We start from the raw sequence: 19254 nt of genomic DNA, 5'->3' as shown, positions 1-19254 counted from the left end.
GCGTTTTCAGGCCAACCCGGCTTCCACTGGCCTGGGAACGATCCAGAGCGGCTCCATTTCGCCGCGAAACGCTTTCGTCAGCGCCAGCCCAGGCCCGGAGCGACATATTTCAAGATAGCTTCGAGGACATGGACGTTGTAGTCGACGCCGAGCTGGTTCGGCACGGTGAGAAGCAGCGTGTCGGCTTCGGCGATCGCCTCGTCCTGCTTGAGCTGGTCGACGAGTTTGTCGGGCTCGGCGGCATAGGACCGGCCGAACACCGCGCGCATATTGTCGATGATGCCGACGTGGTCGCCCCCCTGGCCCCGGCCGAAGAAGGCTTGGTCGCGTTCGTCCACCAGCGCGAAGATGGAGCGCGAAACGGAAACGCGCGGCGCGCGGTCGTGGCCGGCTTCGGCCCATGCCTCCCTGTAGCGGCGGATCTGCTTAGCCTGCTGGACGTGAAATGGCTCGCCGGTCTCGTCCTCTTTGAGGGTCGAGCTTTGTAGGTTCATGCCCTGCTGGGCGGCCCAAACGGCCGTCGCGTTGGAGGCGGAGCCCCACCAGATGCGCTCGCGCAAACCCTCCGAATGAGGCTCCAGCCGCAGCAGGCCGGGCGGATTTGGAAACATCGGGCGCGGATGCGGCTCGGCAAATCCCTCGCCCTTGAGCACGTCGAGCAGCACGTCCGTATGGCGGCGCGCCATATCGTGGTTGCTCTCGCCCTCTGCGGGCTGGTAGCCGAAATAGCGCCACCCTTCGACCACCTGCTCCGGCGAGCCCCGGCTGATGCCGAGCTGAAGGCGGCCGCCGCTGATGAGATCGGCCGCCCCGGCATCCTCCGCCATGTAGAGCGGGTTCTCGTAGCGCATGTCGATGACGCCGGTGCCGATCTCGATCCGACGCGTTCGCGCTCCGATCGCCGCCAGCAGGGGAAACGGAGAGGCGAGCTGGCGGGCGAAGTGATGGACGCGGAAATAGGCACCGTCGGCGCCGAGCTCTTCCGCCGCGACCGCCAGCTCGATCGACTGCAGGAGCGCGTCCTGCGCCGAGCGCGTTTCGGAGTGCGGGGTGGGCGACCAATGCCCGAAGGATAAAAAGCCGATCTTCTTCATGGGGCAGTCCTTCGCGCCATTGTCGGCGGTACTGATCTTGCTGCGCGCCCGGGAACGGGCCGGGGCTGCGCCCGACGGTGTCTCGCGACCGGGTCACACGTCGCGCGGGCGTTGCGCCCGCGCTTGCGCGAAACGGCGTTACTCGTCGAAGTCGTCGTCGCAGAGAATGTCGCCCTGGTTGGGATCGCAGCCGTCGTCGTCCTCGCCCTCGATGACGGAATCCGTCGCACGCTCCAGGCCGCCGGGGTCGCTGCCGACGGTGGCACCGGATTCGGCGGCTTCCTCGGCGATGGAGGGCAGGCCGGTCTCCTGGGCGCTCCCCGCGCTCGGGGCCTGGGCGGCGGGGGCGGTGTCCTGGGCCGCAACGGTAGCGGCGGACAGAAGAAGGCTGGCGAGAACGGCGAGGCTGCGGATCATGATCGCTCCAGGGCGGGTCGGTTAAGGGCCGCGAGCATCGTCGAAATCCGGTCTCGTGCGCAACCCTTCAAAGCTTACGCGCTGCCGGATTGGATCCGGCGATCCGCTTGTGCGTCCGGAGCGGGATGAGGAAAAGAGGGAACCGATTTCCGCCCACCTTCCGCTCCAGGAACATACGATCAGAACCGATATCCGAACCTGAGCGATCCGCCGTGGGACTGGTAGCCGTCGGCGAAGGCGCCGTCATATTGCAGCTTCAGCTCCATGCCTTGCGTCTTCTGCAGATCGATACCGGCGGTCACCCGGCCAATGGTGTCGTTGATCGGCATGTAGGTGGAGAAGGCATCCATCGCCGTCAGGCCGGCAAAGCGGGCGGTGGTTTCCCACTCGTCGTCGGAGAGGAACGACACGCCCACGCCGGCAAACAGCCGCGCCGGCAGATCCTCGGAGAGATTGACGCGCGCGCCGAACTCCACCCCGGGCGTCACCCCGAACACCGTCTGCGTGGTGTCGTCGACGATCAGGTTCAGCCCGCCGGCCCCGGTTTCGGTGTAGCCGTCCTGGTGCACCGCGATCACGTCCACATCCACCATCGGGCGCATATAGATGCGCTGATCGAACGCGAACTCGTAGGACGCGCGCGCCCGGCCGAACAGGAAGCCGGATTTCGGCTCCGCCTCGGCCACGGCCGACAGCGTGCCGATGCTCATATAGCGCCGCGAGTCGCCCCAGTCGTAGCCGGCGCCACCGGCAAGCGCGAACAGCCAGGGACCGATCTCCTTCTTGAGCGCGATCGCGCCGGTGAAGGATTGGGTGTCGAGCTTCTCCGTGCCGGCATCGTTCTTGTACCAGCTCTCCTCGTAGCTGACGCTGCCGCCAAGGAACCAGCCGTTGCCGAGCATCTTCTGCCCGCCGGCCTGGATGCCGGTGGTGGATTCCTTGAACCCGGACGCCCCATCCATCGGATCCTGCTGGGCCCGGCTGCCAAGGAACCGGCCCCAGACGCACTCGCCTTCCTGCAGCGTCACGCCGGTGGTGAAGGCCGGACAGGAAAGTACCGAGTTCGCCGCGGCGATCGCGCTTTGCGGTGCGCCGGCAAGCGGCGCGTTCGCGGTCTGCGAGGCGATCGGCGTCAGCATGTCTTCAAAGATTTCGGGCGTGGCCGCATGGAAGGCCGCAAAAGTCTCCGCAATCGAGATCCGGTCGCGGCCGAAAGAAACGGTCTGAGCCGATCCGTCCGCCAGTTTGTCCCAGGCGCTCTGCAAGCCGCGGGAGACTTCCGCCGCATTGCGGCCCATGGCGACCCCGGTCGAGGAGAAGTTGGCTTTGTCGACCTGGAAGCCCTTCCAGCCGGCCGAGGAGGTGGTCGGCTTGGTGAAGGAGAACACCAGCGTGGGCAGCACGGTGAGATCGGACGTATCGACGCCTTGCACCTTCAGGAGGTCGACGCGCGTGTTCGGCAGCAGCGTGTCGGGATTGAGGATCGCGCCCCAGCTGCCTGCGAAATCGCCGCGCACCACGAGCTGGTCGCTGGTGCCGGCCGCCATGTCGACATCGATGCCGGAGAGCAGGCCGCCGCGGCTGGTGGTCCCATCGCGCCAGATCTGCTTCGTGCGGCCGGCGTAGTAGCTGACCTCGGAGAAGATCCGGTCCATGCCGACGTCGCCGACATCGTAGGGGCTGCCGCGCTCGCTGGTGCCGACGCCGACCAGGTCGCCGGTGACCAGCGTCTGCTGGAACCGGTCGCTCCCGCCGACATTGAGGGTGCCGGCATTCAGCAGCGCATCTACGTCCGCGATCGCCCCGGTCACGAACGTGCCCCGGCCCTGGTTCAGAAACAGCGCCTGGCCGGGCATCGCAGCCATCTGGACCGAGCCATTGGCCGCCGCCGGTGTGCTGGAGCTGTAGTCCTTGGACCAGCTTGTCTGGCCGCCCTTGGAGACGATCACGTTGCCGGTAACCGTACCGGAGTTGTCGAGCGTGGCGGTGCCGTCCGTATCGACGGCGGCGTAGGCCGCACCGCCGTTGCCGCCGGAGGACGTGGACCCCGAAAGGGCGCCCGACGATCCGACCGTCAGGGTCACGGAGGTGTTCTGGGTCTGGCCCCATACGGCCCAGGCATTGTCGGCCGTGACCTTCACCGAACCGTCGACGGTGACGGTCACGCTCGCCTCGTTGTTGGCGCCGTTGCGGTGGAGCGATCCGGCATAGGTCTTGCCGTTCTTTTCGAAGATGCCGCCGGAGCCCGCCACCGACTGGGCGATGATACCATGGGCATAGTTGCCCGAGGTCGTGATCGAGGCGCCGGAGTGGACGGAAACCGTGACGGCGCTGGAGTGGCGGCCGTCGCCGCTATAGTCGCTCGCTTTGTAGGTGCCTTGGTCGTACGCGACGTAATAGGTGTTCAGCTTGGCGTTGAGGTCGGCGGCGACGCCACCGCCGCCGCCGATCGACTGGGCCAGGATGCCGATGCCGCCGTCGCCCGTGGTGACGATCGACGAGCCGTTGTGCAGCGTGACGGAAGCGTCATAGCTGGCACCGCGCGACTGATCTTTCTCGAAGGAGACGGAACTCAGCACCGCTTCCGAAGCGGTGACGAAGCCGCCGCCCGCGCCGATGGACTGGGCCACGATGCCGACGGCGCGTTCGCCCGCCGTGGAGAGGGTGCCGTAGTGGTCGATCGTGACGCCGCCGCCATCGAGGGTGTTCAGGCCGGACTGGTCGGCCCCCGTCCCAAGAGTGACGGACAGGATGTCTTTCAGGGTGTCGTCGTTGACGGCGCTGGTGGTGCCGAGCGCGACCATGCCGAGACCGCCGCCGGCTCCGATCGACTGGGCCACGATGCCGTGGGAGGCTTCGCCCTTGGTCTGGATCGTGGTGTCGGCCAACGTGGTCACGGTCACGGCGCCGCCATAGCCGCCGCCGCCATCGCCGCCCCCACCGAGCTTGAGATGGACCTTGTCGACGGCCAGTCCCGACGAAATGCCGACGCCGCCACCGCCGCCGATGGACTGGGCCACGACACCGTGTGACGAGAAGCCTTCGGTATAGGTCGATCCGGCGTGAACCGTGACGGCGCCGCCATAGCCGCCACTCCCGCCGGAGCCGCCGATCGTCAGCGAGACGCAGGAGTCCTTGTCGTCGTCGGAATCACTGCCGCTGCTGCTCGATGAGCTGCTGCCGTCGCTGCTTGTCTCGCAGCCGGAACCGCTATCGCTGCTGCTTGAACTGCTGCTGCTCGAGCTGTCGCTATCGTCGGAATCGTTGCTGCCCGACGACACAGCGGCCGCGCCGCCACCGCCGCCGATCGATTGGGCGACGATACCCGACGACAGGGCACCATAGGTCTTGATGGTGCCGGTGCCGACGATGGCGTTATTGTTGCCCTTGTCGATGCCGACCGTGACGGTTCCTCCGTGCCCGCCATAGCCGCCGGTCATGCCGATGGTCAGGCCAAGGTTCAGATTGTCGTCGTCGCTGTCGTCACCGTCATCGTCCCCGCCGTCGCTGTCTCCGCCATCGTCGGACGAGGCTGAGAGCGCGACCGCGGAGACCGAGGTCGCTTCGGCGGCCTCTGCATCATCTCCGCCGTTATCGTCGCCGCCGTCGTCGTCATCCTTGTTGTCGCTGATGATCGACAGCGAGGACGTGCCGGAGCCGGCCGCACCGCCGCCGCCGCCAACCGACTGGGCGAGAATACCGTCCGACCAGTCGCCATGGGTGACGATGGTGCCTTCGCTCCAGACCGCGACCGTGCCACCGTCGCCGCCGGCCGTGCCGTCTTGGCCCATGCCGATGGTCAGGCCGATATTCCAGTCGCCGTCGCCCATGCCGCCGCTGCCGGAGGAGTTGCCGCCGCCGCCGCCGATGGAGTGGGCCATGATACCACGGGAGACGTGGCCGTAGGTGGTGATCGAGGCGCTGGATCCATCGAGTGCGGAGTAAATCGTTCCGCCGTCGCCGCCGCCGCCGCCATAGCCGCCGATCAGGACGTTCACGGCTGCGGACTTGATGGCGTCGGCTTTCTTGGTGGAGCCCGAGCCGGTTCCGCCGTTGCCACCGCCGCCACCGATCGACTGGGCCAGAATGCCGTCGGCATAGCCGCCGTGCGTTGTGATGACGCCTTCGTTGTAGACCTTCACCAAGCCACCAGCACCGGCCGCGCCGCCCGACCCGCCGAGCGACACATCGATGTTCAACGAGAAGTTCTTCGGTCCCTCGCCCTCGTCGTCGTCATCGCCTTCGAACAGCGAATTCATCGTCTGCGCGACAGAGCTCGCGGTGGAATCACCGCCGTTGCCGCCGCCACCGCCGATCGACTGGGCAACAATGGCGCCCGAGCCGTCCTTGTAGGTCGTGATGGTCGCGGTGTCGTAAAGCTTGCCGAAGGCCTCACCGCCGCTGCCGCCGGCGCCGCCCGAGCCGCCATGGGCGATCGATACGGTGAGCGACACGGTGTCATCGTCCTCGTCGACCGGAACGCCTTCGGCCGTTGCCTTGGAAGACGCCTGGCCGCCGTTGCCGCCGCCACCGCCGATCGACTGGACGACGAGCGCCTGGGCATCGGTGCCCTTCGTCGTCACGCTGCCGTTCAGGAAGGCGATCGCCGATCCGCCGTTGCCACCGTTGGCGCCGTTGCCGCCGTGAGAGACGGCGACGGAAACGCCGATGCCGATGCTTTTGGACTTGGCGTTGCCGCCGACACCGCCGCCGCCGCCGATGGACTGCACCAGAATGCCCGTGCCGTGATCGCCGCTGGTGGTCAGCGAGCTGTCTTGCGTCCACTGAGTCACTTGAGCGTGGCCGCCATTGCCGCCGCCGCCGCCCTTGCCGCCGGTCGCGCTGGAGCCGAACAGACCCCAGGCCGTCGCTTGTCCGCCGACACCGCCGCCGCCGCCGACCGATTGCGCTATGATGCCATGGGCGTAGTCGCCGCTGACCGTGATGGAATTCTGTTTCTGCTCGACGAAGACCTTGCCGCCGTCGCCGCCCGCGCCGCCCTGGCCGCCGACCGAGTGGAAAAGGCCCTTCTTGTTGCGGCCCACGCCACCGCCGCCGCCGATCGACTGGGCGACGATGCCGTGGCCTTCGGAGCCCTGGGTGGTCAGTGTGCCGTAGTTGACGACATGGACGTAAGCGCCGTCGCTGCCCGCGTCTCCCTCGCTGCTGCTGCTCGAGCCGGAGCCGATTGCTCCGATCGTGCCCGATCCGGAGTTGGTACCACCGCCGCCGCCGAGAGACTGGGCCAGGATGGCGATGCCGCCACCCAACGACAGCGTGTCGGAGCTGCTGGAGTCCGACGAACTCCCGGAACTGGACGAGCTGCTGCCCCCCGAAGAACTGTTGTTGGAGGAGTAGCCCCCGTAAGTGGTGATGTCGCCGTGATTGGTCACATAGACCGAACCGGCAGCGGCTTTGCCGGCTTGCCCCCCGACCGTCTGATAGGCGCCCGCGGACTCGGAACTGGAGTTCAAAACGGAGACCGAGCCATATGCAGTGGCTGGAAGTGTTGCCGTTGCGCGCAGCGTGCCACCGCCGCCGCCGATCGACTGGGCCAGGATGCCATGCGAGTCGGCCCCATGCACCTTGATGTCGCCGGTGTTGGTGACGGTCACCGTGCCGCTGGTCGACCCGTAGGTACTGGTGTCGCCGAGTGTGGTCGGGTTGGTTCCGGAGTAGTAAGCCGAGCCCTCGTCGGCGGCCGCGGCGATCGACTGGGCCACGATGCCGGCGGAATGGATGCCCTGGGTGATGATCGCGAAATCGTTGGTGACGGTCACCGCCCCCGACGCTGCCCCGAGCCCTTTTGCATGCTTGAGGGTATCCGTGCCGCCGCCGCCGAGCGACTGGCCGACGAGGCCGGACGAGTAGTCACCCTGGGTGGTGATCGTGCCGCCGCCAGCGACGTCGACTATGACTTTTCCTCCACTGCCGCCGGGGACCTCACCTTTGGACCCCGGCTGGGAGGCGCCGCCCTGGCTGATCGCCAGGACGCCCGGCGAGTTTGAGCCTTTTGTCTCGAGGTTCGTCGTGGACGTGCCGTTTACGTAAACGTACGTGTAGTAGGGATTATTACCGGCCGTGGGCAGTTTGCCGCCTTCGTTGAGGCCGTCGCCGCCACGCGAAATGGCAAAGATTCCGGCGCCGGTCGAGCGTGTGAGCTGGACGTTGTCGTATTTCGTGGCAAGATCGATAGATCCGGCCGAACTGGTGCTGATAGTCCCCGACATCGGCTTGTCCGACGTCCCGACCGTCACCTTGACCAGACCGGCTTCACCACCGTTGCCGCCCTGCACGTTGTCGCTGAAACTGTTCAGGTTGTAAGGCGTGTTGCCGCCATAGGAGACGGCGGCGATCGCGGGTCCGGAGCCGGTCGATTTCACTGAATCGTAGACTGTGACCTCAGCGTTAAACGCAAAGCCGCCATTGGTGTAGTCGGAGTCGCTGGAATAGGTCGAGGGTCCGCCGATCGAGAGCGCCGCAATGCCGAACGTCGATCCGCTGACCGCTCCCGTGGAGGTCACCGTGACGGTTTCGCCTTTGCCGGGATAGGCCGCGGCATGATCGTCGGCATGCTTGTTGGTGCCGCCCATCGAGAGCGCGAAGATGCCGCCGCCGACAGTGCTCGACACGTCGCCAGAATTGACGATGGTGACCGTGCCGCCGTCGCCGGCGCCGGTCTTCTCGTTGTCGTCGCTACCGCTCCAGTTCAGCGCGCCGAGGGAAACCGCGCTCAGCGCATTGGATTGCTTAGGGGCGATGCGCAGAGCGCTGGAGTAAAGGCCGCTCCCGCTCGCCTGGGCCTTCAGAAGTTGGATGTCCGCCGCACTCGTCACCGTGATCGTGGCATTGTTGGTGATCGAAACGCCAAGCGCGTCCCAGGCCCAATTGGAATGCGTGTTGTACGTATGACCGCGATATGCATCGCTGGTGCCGCCGCTGCCCGGATTGATCAAGGCCATGTACGGCCCGCCGTAGGCATATTGCGGCGTTGTCAACGTGCCGGAGGAAATGGTGCAGGAAATCGTCTGGCCGGATAGGCTGGAATTCCTGCTGCTGAACTGCTTGGAATCGATGTTGGAGGCTGTTTCGGTCGTGAGCTGCGACGGCGTGCACGACACCGATTGCGCGTAGGCGCGCGAGTAGATCGGCACCGGAACGCCGGCGAAGGTGCCGGCAAGCGCCGTCGACTGGAACAGCAAAGAGGACGCCACACGCCGGATCAGGATCGGCTTGCGGAAATTCGATGTCGCTTCCGCCCGGTGCCGAGAGGCACGCGACCCTTTGGCGGTTTTGCTGCTCTTCACGTCGCGACCCTTATTCTCGAGTTGATTTTGCCAAGCGGGAACAAGGCTTGGCCGGGAAAGGACTGACCGGCCGGTAGCCGATTCGTCACGAACCGCCCGTCACGCTGGAAACAGCTTTGATCGAAGCGAATTCTTGATCCGTAGCAAGCGTTTCCGCGCGGCCGGTCGTCGTGTTCAGAGCCGGTAGCGACCCCATTAGTTTTCACTAGTTGGCCACAAAAATCGAGAGCAATTTCATCATCTTCGAAAGTTTTGACGCAGAAACGCCAGATTTCGGTCACTTCTTCGCCATCGCTTGGGATGGTCCCGGTGTTGGGCGGGCGCAACTGGTGCGGAAGCGCCGATTTCCGCCGAACCCGACGGGCAGTCTGGTGCGGGTTGGCTCTTCCTTCGTCGGCGCCGAAGCCATAGAGCTCATCGTCAGCGCCTGTGGTTTGGCCGATCCGGCCGCGCGATCGCGCACGTTTGCCTTCGATCCTTTTCGGGGACCCCCATGACATCAGTATTGCAATGGATTGGCCCGCTGAGCGTGACCGAGCGTGCCTTGATCGGCATCGCGCTCATTCTCCTGGTCGTCTCGGTCCTGATCGCCGTGACGGTGTTCTTTGTCGGGGCGCGCCGCGCGGCGATCGGCTGGGTGGTGATCCTGGTGGCATCGGTCGCGGCCCTTCTGTTTCTTCCCATCAGCACCGCCGGACTGACGGCCTCGCCCAACCCGACGCGCTCCTATGCCGATGCGCTTGAGCGGTTTGCCGCGCATGCGGATAACGCACCCGAGCCGCTCAACCCGTTCTGTGAATCGCGGCTTCTTGGCCACGGTCAGCGCACCGACAAGGTCTTCGTTCTGCTGCATGGCGTCTCAAGCTGTCCGCAGGCTTTCGTCGATTTCGCGCCGTTGCTCTATGGCCGCGGCCATAACGTGCTGGTGCTGCGGCTGCCGCAGCACGGCTATGCCGATCGGGGGACGGATGCGCTGCGCTATCTGACCGCGAACAAGCTCGCGACCTTCGCCGACGAGGCGGTCGACATGGCGACCGGGCTCGGCGACGAGGTCGTGGTCGTCGGGATCTCGACCGGCGGCACCATCGCCGGCTGGCTCGCCCAAAACCGTCCCGAGGTCGATCGCGCCGTGCTGGCCGCGCCGTTCTTCGGCCTTTCCGGCTTCGGGCCGAAAATGAACCTGATCTTGATGCGGGCGATGCTGATGCTGCCCGACGTCTCGATCTGGAAGGATCCGGTGATGCGGGAAAAGTCCGACAAGGTGATGCCGCACGCCTATATGCGCCAATCGACCCGGGCGACCGGCGAGATCATGCGTCTCGGCTTTGCGACCTATCGGGAGGCGCAGGAGGCGGCGCCCCGCGCCTCCGAGATCGTGGTGGTGACGAACGAGGCTGATACGGCCGTCTCCAATGAGACCACCGAAGCGTTCGAAGCCGTGTGGAAGGCGCAGGGCGCCGAACTCGTCACCTATACGTTCGGCGCCGAGCACCAGCTCGGTCACGAGCTGTTCGATCCGCTGGAGCCGGGTTCGAACCCGAGCCTGACCTATCCAATCCTGCTGCAACTGGCGGAGACGGGCACGGTCCCGCAGGCGGCCTCGGCTCCGGCAACGCCGGACTGAGGTCCTTTTTCGATCGGGATCCCACCGGATGCGGTGTCAGTCGTGAGCTGTCAGGCCGCGATCGCGTCGAGCCGGGCGTGGATCTGCCGGAGCACGGCGCGTAGATGGTCGCGCATGGCCTGTTCGGCTGCGTCGGGATCGCGCGAGGCAATCGCTTCGGCGATGCGGTTGTGCTCGGCGTCGCGTTCCGCGATCCGCTTCGGGCACTTCGGCTGACCATCTGAGGGCACCCGCAGCCGGGCGTCGACGCCGACCTGGCGCAGCACCTGATAGAGTTCGCTCGCCAGCGAATTGCGCGAGGCGGTCGCGATCGCCAGATGAAATGCCAGGTCGGTCTCGCCGTAGGCGGCGGGGTCGGGCGTCTGGGATTTCTCCAGGATCTGGGCAATTTCCGCCGGAGAGGCGCGCATGGAGGCAAACCGGGCGAGCCCAGGCTCCAGAAGCACGCGCAGCTCGATCACCTCCAGCGGGTTGGTCAGGCTGACCAGTTCCTCGCTGATACGGGGCAGGGCGCGCGGCGCGCGGCGCTGCGGCGGTGGGGCCAGGTCGCCGGCCTCGCGCAGGATTTCCAGCGCCTTGCGGATCTGGTGGCGCTTGACGTCGAAAAGCTGGGCGAGATCGCGTTCAGACGGTATCCGGTCGCCACGCTGCTGCATCGTGCGAAGTGCATCGACGATTCCCGTCAGATTTTCTTGTGGCTTCGACACGGTCAGCGACATCGGATCGCGAATCCTCCAGGCACTTCATCTGTAACACAGCGTCCGGTCGATCGGCGAGATCGGGCGAACACGGGCGGGGCGGATGCGGCGGCTCGACCGACGCGGTGCGACCAAATTACCTGGTTGATCTTTGGTTGACAATCCAGCGCGGGCGATGGTTGACTTTTGCCAGACGGGAAAGCTGCCGGCGATGTGTTGGGCGGCTACCCGCGAGAGGGGAAAATGCCGGAAAACCAGGCTTTCGACTATGTCATCGTCGGCGCAGGGTCGGCGGGGTGTGTGCTGGCCAACCGGTTGAGTGAAGACCGGTCGTGTCGGGTTTTGTTGCTCGAAGCGGGCGACTGGGACCGCGATCCCATGATCCACGTTCCGCTCGGCTGGGGGAAGATCCTGACCGAGCGCCGGCACGATTGGATGTATTTCTGCGAGCCGGAGGCGAATGTCGGCGGGCGCCGTGTGGAATGCGCTCGCGGCAAGGTGATCGGCGGCTCCTCCTCCACCAACGCGATGGCTTATGTTCGCGGCAATCGCGGTGACTACGGGCGCTGGGCGGCCGCCGGCCTACCGGACTGGTCCTACGAGCGTCTGCTGCCCTATTTCAAGAAGCAGGAAACCTGGGAAGGCGGCGAAAGCGCCTATCGCGGCGGCTCCGGCCCGCTCAACACCCAGTTCTGCCGCTATTCCGATCCGCTGATCGGCGCCTTTCACGAAGCCACGCGGACAGCCGGCTATCCCCAGACCGACGACTACAACGCCGAGACCCAGGAGGGCTTCGGCCGGCTGCAGATGACCATCAAGGACGGCCGCCGCAACTCCGCCGCCGCCGCCTATCTGCGCCCGGCGATGAAGCGGCCGAACCTGACGGTGCGCACCGGCGCTCTCGCCGAGAAGATCCTTTTCGACGGCCGGCGCGCTACCGGCATCCGCTTCCAGCACAAGGGAGCGAGCGAGACGGCGACCGCGCGCCGCGAGGTGATTCTCGCAGGCGGCGTGATCAACACCCCGCAGCTTCTGATGCTGTCGGGCGTGGGGGCGGCGGACGAGCTCGCGGCCCATGGGATCGCACCCCTGGTGGAACGGGCGGCAGTCGGAAAGAACCTGCAGGACCATGTCTCGGTGATCTTGATGTTTCGCCGCAAAGGCGAAGGGCCGTTCCTGAAGATGATGCGCTACGACCGGATCGGCCTGGACTTCATGCGCACTTATCTGACCGGAAAGGGCTTTGCCGGCGACGTGCCCGGCGGCGTCGTCGGCTTTCTCAAGAGCGACGAAAGCCGACCGGTGCCGGACGTCCAGTTCCTGTTCACCGCGGCACCGCTTGCCGCCTGGCCCTATATGCGCCCGTTCAAAGCGCCGTTTACCGACGGTTTCGCCATCCGCGTGGTGGCAGTTCGTCCCGAAAGTCGCGGCAGCGTCGAGCTCGCCTCGATCGACCCCGCCGCAGCGCCGTTGATCCACCAGAATTTCCTGTCGTCGGATCGCGATTGGCAGTCGCTGCGCGCGGGCTTCCGTATTGCCCGCGACATCGCTCGGCAGCCCGCGCTGGCGCCATATGTGGACGCGGAATTCTTCCCCGGCCCGACCTGCGAGAGCGACGAAGCGATCGACGACCACATTCGCCGGACCTCCATCACCGTGCACCATCCCGCCGGCACCTGCCGGATGGGCGGCGACGCGGACAGCGTGGTGGATCCGGAGCTCAGGGTGCGCGGCGTGGACGGGCTGCGCGTGATCGATGCCTCCGTCATGCCCGATCTGCCGGCCGGCAACATCAACGCGGCGGTGTTGGCGATTGCGGAAAAGGGCGCCGACTTGGTCAAGGCGGCGGCGGCCGAGAAAGTCGCGGCCTAACGCTGCCGCGGCCATTTTCTGCCCGCCGGTCGCGATATCCGAACGGTGGTTGGATAATGGTTGTCTATTGGTTGGATTTTCGGCCGAAGCAGTGTTCGGTCGAGGGATATTTCTAAAAAATGATATATATCAATATCTTGATTGATTTTATGTAAGCTTGAGCTGTGTGTGCCTTGATGGTGTTGTGATGAATTTCTGTGCGAAAAGATGACCATTTCATCTCAACCATCATATTGACCAGTCCGACCATCGTGGTACGGTCGAGCTAACCAAAGAACCCAAATGCCTTGTCGAGGATGAGCCGCCATGTCTGACACGACCGAGAAAACCCAAGCTCCCAGCAATCGGGAGGCCGCGCTCACGGGGCTTTACGACGACATCCACAAAGGGAACATGTTCCCGTTCTGGGCCACCAGCGCCGACGTCGCTCACGACGAAGTCAAGCAGCTCATGGCCACGACGAAGGCGGTTCCCTACGTCTGGAAATACACGGAGATCGAGCCGCTTCTGCAGCGCGCCGCCAAGCTGATCACCATGGACGACAGCGAACGGCGCTCGCTCATTCTGGTGAATCCGGGTCTGGCGCCGAAGCGCGCTTCGGTGTCGACCATGTACACTGCCTACCGGTTGAACGATCCCAACGAGATCATGCCGCCGCACAAGCATTCGCCGAGCGCGATCCGCTTCGGGCTGACCGGAGAGGGCAACTTCACGGGCGTCGACGGCGAGAACATCACCTTCGGCCCCGGCGACATGGTGCTGACGCCGAACGACACCTGGCACAACCACGGCACCGTGGGCGACGAGCCGGCCGTGAACCTCTCCGTGCTCGATTTGCCGCTGGTGGAAACCCTGCACGCCGTTCACTTCGATCACCGCTATACGGAGATCGAGAACGGCAAGGAGGTCGAGAAGAAGGTTCAGACCGCGCGCTACGCGGAAGACTATTCCCAGGCCATTTACGGCAACGGCGGCATGATGCCCCGCTTCGCCGACCATCGCCGCAATGGCGGCTTCTCCTCGCCGATGTACGTCTATCGCTGGTCGGCCATGGAAGAGCTCCTCGACCGCCATAAGGACGCGGACGGCGACCCGCACGAGGGCATCGTGATCGACTACACCGACCCGACCACGGGCGGTCCGGTGTTCAAGACGATCAATTTCTACGTCCAAATGCTGCGTCCGGGCGAGCGGACGCTGCCGCAGCGCGAGACGGCAAGCCTGCTGCTCGCGCCGTTCCGCGGCAAGGGCTACTCGATCATCGACGGCGACCGCCACAACTGGGACCAGTTCGACACGATCGCGATCCCGGGCGGCTGCTGGGTCGAGCACGTCAACGAGTCGCCGAACGAGCCGGTGATCTTCTTCGGTGCGACCGACGCGCCGACCCAAAAGGCACTGCTGCTCTACAAGCGCTGGGGCCGCAACCAGGCGGGCGATCTGCTCCGCCTGGCCTGATTGGCGTCTCGGATTTGCAATTGGGCTCCCTGCGCCCGAGAGCGGTTTCCGCTCAGACGGACTCCGTTTGAACGGGACGTGCTCTAGGCGCGGGGCTGGATTTGCCTCGGGCGCGGCTGCGCCCGAACAGGAAGGCTGTGTCCTTGGTTTCCGCATCGAACACGACGCATATCGGCCATATCGACTGCCCCGGCGGCGGTCAGGTCTGGGTCGACAACGACATTCTCTATATCGGGCACATGCGCCCGCCGAGCGGGACGACGCTGGTCGACATCTCCGACCCCCGCAATCCGCGCAAGATCTGCACGATCCCAGTGCCGCCCGGCTGGCATTCGCACAAGGTGCGCGCCCAGAACGGGCTGATGATCATCAACCACGAGCGGTTCGGCCAGGAGGGTCCGGCCGATTTCGGTGGCGGCATCGCGATCTACGACGTGTCCGATCCGACCAAGCCGGAGCCGATCTCCAAGTGGCTGACGTCCGGCAAGGGCGTGCACCGCTACGATTTCGACGGTCGCTACGCCTACATTTCGCCGACGGCGGAAGGCTTCGTCGGCAACATCGTCATGATCCTCGACCTGATCGATCCGAAGAACCCGGTCGAGGTCGGGCGTTGGTGGATCCCGGGCCAGAATATTGGCGCCGGCGAGGTCTATCCCTGGGAAAACTACGTCTCGCCGCGCTGTCACCATCCGCTCAGGATGGGGGATCGGCTCTATGTGAGCTATTGGCATCACGGGATGTTCATTCTCGACATCTCCGACATGACCAAGCCGCGCGCGATCGCGCACGTGAACACCAGCCCGTCCTTCCCGCATCCGACCCACACCTGTCTGCCGATCCCGCAGCCCTTGAAGGGGCGCGACATCATGGTGGTCGCCGATGAGGACGTGGCGAAGCTCAGGCCGCACGCGCCGTCCTTCGCCTGGGTTTACGACATCACCGACGAGACCAACCCACTGTCGATCGCGACCTTCCAGGTGCCGGGACTCGATCCGGACGGGGCGCCGCAGCCGCCGATGACGGGCTGTCACCAGCCCTCGGAGCGGTTCGACGGCACGGTGATCCCGTTTGCCTGGTTCGCCCAGGGCCTGCGGCTGGTGGACTTCGCCGACCCGTTCGCGCCGAAGGAGGTCGGACACTTCATGCCCGATCCGCCGGAAGGGGCGGAGCGCGCGTCCTCCAACGACGTCACGATCGACGATCGCGGCCTGATCTACCTGATCGACCGGGTGCGCGGCGTCGACATCATCGAAACGACCGCATTCTGAGGACGATATGAGCGACAGCGCCCGCAAGTCGGACAGCCACTACGCCATCGGCAAGAAGAACCCGAACCTGCCGTTCCATCCGGCGGTGCGCGCCGGGGACTACATTTTCATCTCCGGCCAGGTCTCCAAGGACGCCGACGGCAACATGCTGTGCGGCTCCATCGAGGTGGAGACGGAAGGTACCATACGCGCCATCGAACGCATCCTGGCGGAGGAGGGAGCGACCCTCGCCGATGTCGTGCGCGTGACGACCTATCTCGACGATCCGCGCGACTTCGGCCGCTACAACAAGGTGTTCTCGCAGCTTTTCCAGGACGCCGTCCTGGCGCGCACGACAATCGAGGCGCGGGCGGTGATCACCACGAAAATCGAGATGGACGCGATCGTCTACAAGCCGCTTCCGCCGAAATAGGCAAGCGGTCCATCCGGCAGGGGGCGAAGCGCCGAAAGAGCGCCGCCCTGCACGGCGGGGGAGGAGAGCGGGGCGCGCATGCGATCCCGCCGCCCGCTCGGATCTGTCGGTCACAACGTGCGCTTCGGGTTTGGCCGCGAGGGCCGGAACCCGCTGCGAGCCAGTTGGCACAGAGGGGAACGAACGATGTCGCGATTTGCATTCACCAGGGTTCTCGTCGCCGTTGCGGCGATTTCCGGTTTCGCCGCGGCCGGCCACGCCGAGGACCTTAAGTTCGGCGCGGGCCAGCAGGGCTCCCAGAATTACGGCGTCAACGCCGCGCTCGGCCAGGCGATCGGCGACAACACCGATCTGAACGTGACCGTCCAGGCGTTCGGCGGCCCGACGGCCTATCTGCCGCTCGTCAACGAGGGCAAGCTCGATATTGCCGCCGTCGTCACGCCGGACTTTGGCGATGCCGTGCGCGGCAAGGGGCCGTTCGACGGCAACCCGCAGGAAAATCTCCGCTTCGTGGCCGCGCTGTTTCCGAGCCCGGTCGGGATGATGGTCGCTGACGATTCCGGCATAGAGACCATCGCCGACCTGAAGGGCAAGCGCGTGGCCTGGGGCATGCCGGCCCAGGCGAGCCTGCAGCCCTACATCGAGGGCTCGCTCGCCAATGGCGGCTTGACCCCGGATGACGTGACGACGGTTCCGGTCGCGAGCGTCGGAAATGGCGTGCAGGCGCTGGTGTCCGGCAATGTCGACGCGACCCTGTTTGCGTTGCGCGCCGGCAAGGTGGTTGAGGCGGACTCCGCGCTGGGCGGCATCCGCTGGCTGCCCTACGACGGTTCCGAGGAAGCCGTGAAGCGGATGCAGGCGGTGGCTCCGGAAGCCTATCTGGTCGACGTCGCGGCCGATGGCAAGGTGGTCGGCGTGCCGGAACCGATCCAGACCATGGCCTACGACTACGTGATCGCGGCCAACAAGGACGTGCCGAACGCAACCATCACCGAGGTGATCACGCTGCTGCGCGACCAAGGGCCGGAGCTCGGGAAAACCAACAAGGTTTTGGGCGCGATCTCCGCCGACAATCTGGCGCGGGCCTATCCCAACCTGCCGCAGCACCCGGCCGCCGCAAAGGTGTTGGGTTCACAGTAGGCGCGGGCGGATACGGGAAGGCCGCCGGCCATGGCTAGTCAGCACGAGACGGGTGATGCGGTCGAGGATCCGCGCAAGAGCGGGGGCGGCATGATTGCCGCCCCCGCCGGGGCGGTTCTGGTCGTGCTCGCGCTCGCCTGGGTGCTCGATCTCCATGTCCGGCTCGGCCTGACCGTCTACGACGAGCAGCCGCTCGCCATTGCTGCCGGCCTGGCGATGCTGATTGCCGCCATCAGCCTCGCCTTCAAGCTGGGCGGGGTCTTCAAGTGGCTGGCGATCGCACTCGGCTTTGCGCTCTGCGCCGTCATGGTGGCCATTGCGGTCCGCTATCCGACGCTGACCATCACCGCCATGATGCGGCCGACCTGGCTGGTGGCGATCTCCGCGCTTTTGGTCGCCGGTCTTTTAATCCTGGTGTGGCGCACCATCGGGCTCACGCTGGCCGCGATCGTAATTGTCTTCATCGCGGTCGCGCTGTTCGGCGATGGTCTCGGCGTGCCCTCGATGGGCTTTCCCTATGTCTCGATCTATCTGCTGCTCGATCCGAACGCGCTGCTCGGCCTGCCGCTGAAGGTCGCGGTCCAGATCGTCGTGCCTTATGTCCTGTTCGGCGAGCTTTTGCGGCTGTCTGGCGGCGGCGAATTCCTGACCCGCTTGTGTCTCGCCGCCTTCGGTGGCTTTCGAGGTGGCAGTGCGAAGGCGGCGATCGGGGCGTCAGCCACCTTCGGCACCATCTCCGGTAATGCCGTCTCCAATGTGGTCGGCACCGGCATCGTCACGATCCCGCTGATCAAGCGCACGGGCATCAACGGGGCTGTCGCGGGCGCGGTCGAAGCGGCCGCCTCCACCGGTGGCCAGCTTCTGCCGCCGGTTATGGGCGCGGCCGCCTTCGTCATGGCGGACTTCCTGCAGGTGCCTTACTGGCACATCGTGGTGGCTGCCGCGCTGCCGGCCTGCCTCTATTTCGCGGCCCTGTTCCTGCAGATCGATCGGCTGGCGGCGCGCAACGGGCTGCATGGCGTGCCGGCCGACCAGCGCCCCGAGCTCAGGGCGATCGCGGCCAAGGGTGCGCATTTCCTGATCCCATTCGTGGTCTTGTTCATCACGCTGTTCTTGAACCAGAGCCGGCCGGAACTGGCGGCCCTTGCCGCCGTCGCCGCGCTGGTGGTGGTCGGCGCGATCGTGCCGTTCGAGGGGCGTCGGATCGGGCCGCAGGTGCTTCTGGAGAGCATCGTGGAGACCGGCCGGTCGGCCGCGCCGCTGATCGTGCTGACGGCTGCGGCCGGCCTCATCATCGGCCTCGTCAGCCTGACCGGCCTCGGCTTCTCCGTCGCCGCCGATGCGATCGCCGCGAGCGGCGGCTCCACCTTCCTGCTTCTGGTGCTGGTGGCGTTGGTCGCAATCGTGTTCGGCATGGGCATGCCGACGGTCGCCGTCTATGTGGTGCTTGCCACGGTGTTGGCACCGGCTCTGGAACAGGCCGGCCTGCAGCCGATCCAGGCGCATCTCTTCATCCTCTACTACGGCATGATGTCGATGCTGACGCCGCCCGTGGCGCTCGCCTCCATCACCGCCGCGCGGCTCGCCGATGCCGATCCCTGGCGCACCAGCCTGGAGGCGATCAAGCTCGCCTGGGTCGCCTACGTGATCCCGTTTCTGTTCGCCTATTCGCCGGAACTCCTCCTCGGCGGCACCGCCGGAGGTGCGGCGATCTCGGCGCTGACGGCTTTCCTCGGGATCGCGGCCGTCTCGGTCGCGTTCGCCGGCTACGGCCGCGGTCCGCTCCGGCCCGTCGTCCGGGTTGCCGTCGGCCTTGGCGGTCTGGCGCTCCTGTTCCCGCCGACGCTCGGACCGCTTGCCGTCGGCGCCAACGTGGTGGGTGCGCTCGTCTTCGCCGCCTGCCTTTTCCGTCTCCCAGCTGCAGTCGCAGCGGGCAAGTCCCTCAAGAAAACGGTTTGACC

General features: G+C 65.9%; 12 protein-coding genes. 8 read left to right on the top strand and 4 right to left on the bottom strand.

The window, feature by feature from the left end:
• Positions 1-77: 77 nt before the first annotated feature.
• The 3 genes from HNS03_RS07315 to HNS03_RS07305 all read right to left on the bottom strand — a co-directional run bounded on the left by HNS03_RS07315 (position 78) and on the right by HNS03_RS07305 (position 8818).
• Entirely contained in the window at positions 78-1094 is a 1017-nt protein-coding gene (locus tag HNS03_RS07315; protein ID WP_367194118.1) for an LLM class flavin-dependent oxidoreductase, read from the bottom strand.
• A 138-nt stretch (positions 1095-1232) separates the two neighbouring features.
• Positions 1233-1511 carry a hypothetical protein gene (locus HNS03_RS07310; RefSeq protein WP_367194117.1) on the bottom strand — a complete coding sequence of 93 codons (279 nt, stop codon included), beginning with the start codon at positions 1509-1511 and terminating at the stop codon, positions 1233-1235.
• A 179-nt stretch (positions 1512-1690) separates the two neighbouring features.
• The gene (locus HNS03_RS07305) at positions 1691-8818 is read right to left on the bottom strand and encodes an autotransporter outer membrane beta-barrel domain-containing protein (protein WP_367194115.1); all 7128 of its coding nucleotides are present in this window, start codon (positions 8816-8818) and stop codon (positions 1691-1693) included.
• A 209-nt stretch (positions 8819-9027) separates the two neighbouring features.
• Here HNS03_RS07305 and HNS03_RS07300 point away from each other — a divergent pair, with 209 nt between their 5' ends.
• Both HNS03_RS07300 and HNS03_RS07295 read left to right on the top strand, forming a co-directional pair.
• On the top strand, positions 9028-9315 hold the full coding sequence (locus HNS03_RS07300; RefSeq protein ID WP_367194114.1) for a hypothetical protein: 288 nt from the start codon (positions 9028-9030) through the stop codon (positions 9313-9315).
• Positions 9312-10442, top strand: coding sequence for an alpha/beta hydrolase (locus tag HNS03_RS07295; RefSeq protein ID WP_367194112.1), 1131 nt, complete (start codon positions 9312-9314; stop codon positions 10440-10442). The genes HNS03_RS07300 and HNS03_RS07295 overlap by 4 nt, the downstream gene beginning before the upstream one ends.
• 50 nt (positions 10443-10492) lie before the next feature.
• Here the strand turns inward: HNS03_RS07295 and HNS03_RS07290 are convergent, their stop codons facing one another.
• On the bottom strand, positions 10493-11161 hold the full coding sequence (locus tag HNS03_RS07290; protein ID WP_367194111.1) for a FadR/GntR family transcriptional regulator: 669 nt from the start codon (positions 11159-11161) through the stop codon (positions 10493-10495).
• 222 nt (positions 11162-11383) lie between these two features.
• On the opposite strand from HNS03_RS07290, the gene HNS03_RS07285 reads away from it, so the two are divergent.
• The 6 genes from HNS03_RS07285 (at position 11384) to HNS03_RS07260 (ending at position 19252) form a co-directional block, all read left to right on the top strand.
• Positions 11384-13012, top strand: a complete 1629-nt coding sequence (locus HNS03_RS07285; RefSeq protein ID WP_367194110.1) for a GMC family oxidoreductase — start codon at positions 11384-11386, stop codon at positions 13010-13012.
• Positions 13013-13318: 306 nt separating this feature from the next.
• On the top strand, positions 13319-14470 hold the full coding sequence (locus tag HNS03_RS07280) for a cupin domain-containing protein (RefSeq protein WP_367194109.1): 1152 nt from the start codon (positions 13319-13321) through the stop codon (positions 14468-14470).
• Positions 14471-14613: 143 nt separating this feature from the next.
• Positions 14614-15741 (top strand): LVIVD repeat-containing protein, encoded by a 1128-nt coding sequence (locus HNS03_RS07275; protein WP_367194108.1) that lies wholly within the window; start codon positions 14614-14616, stop codon positions 15739-15741.
• A 7-nt stretch (positions 15742-15748) separates the two neighbouring features.
• Positions 15749-16153 (top strand): RidA family protein, encoded by a 405-nt coding sequence (locus HNS03_RS07270; RefSeq protein ID WP_367194106.1) that lies wholly within the window; start codon positions 15749-15751, stop codon positions 16151-16153.
• A gap of 186 nt (positions 16154-16339) precedes the next feature.
• Positions 16340-17293, top strand: coding sequence for a TAXI family TRAP transporter solute-binding subunit (locus HNS03_RS07265; protein WP_367194105.1), 954 nt, complete (start codon positions 16340-16342; stop codon positions 17291-17293).
• 30 nt (positions 17294-17323) lie between these two features.
• A complete protein-coding gene (locus tag HNS03_RS07260) occupies positions 17324-19252 on the top strand; it encodes a TRAP transporter permease (protein ID WP_367194104.1) in 1929 nt (642 codons plus the stop codon).
• The last annotated feature ends 2 nt before the right edge of the window (positions 19253-19254 follow it).

The organism is Amorphus sp. 3PC139-8, assembly GCF_040750475.1.
Lineage (GTDB): Bacteria > Pseudomonadota > Alphaproteobacteria > Rhizobiales > Amorphaceae > Amorphus.
This window is presented reverse-complemented; position numbering and strand designations above follow the sequence as displayed.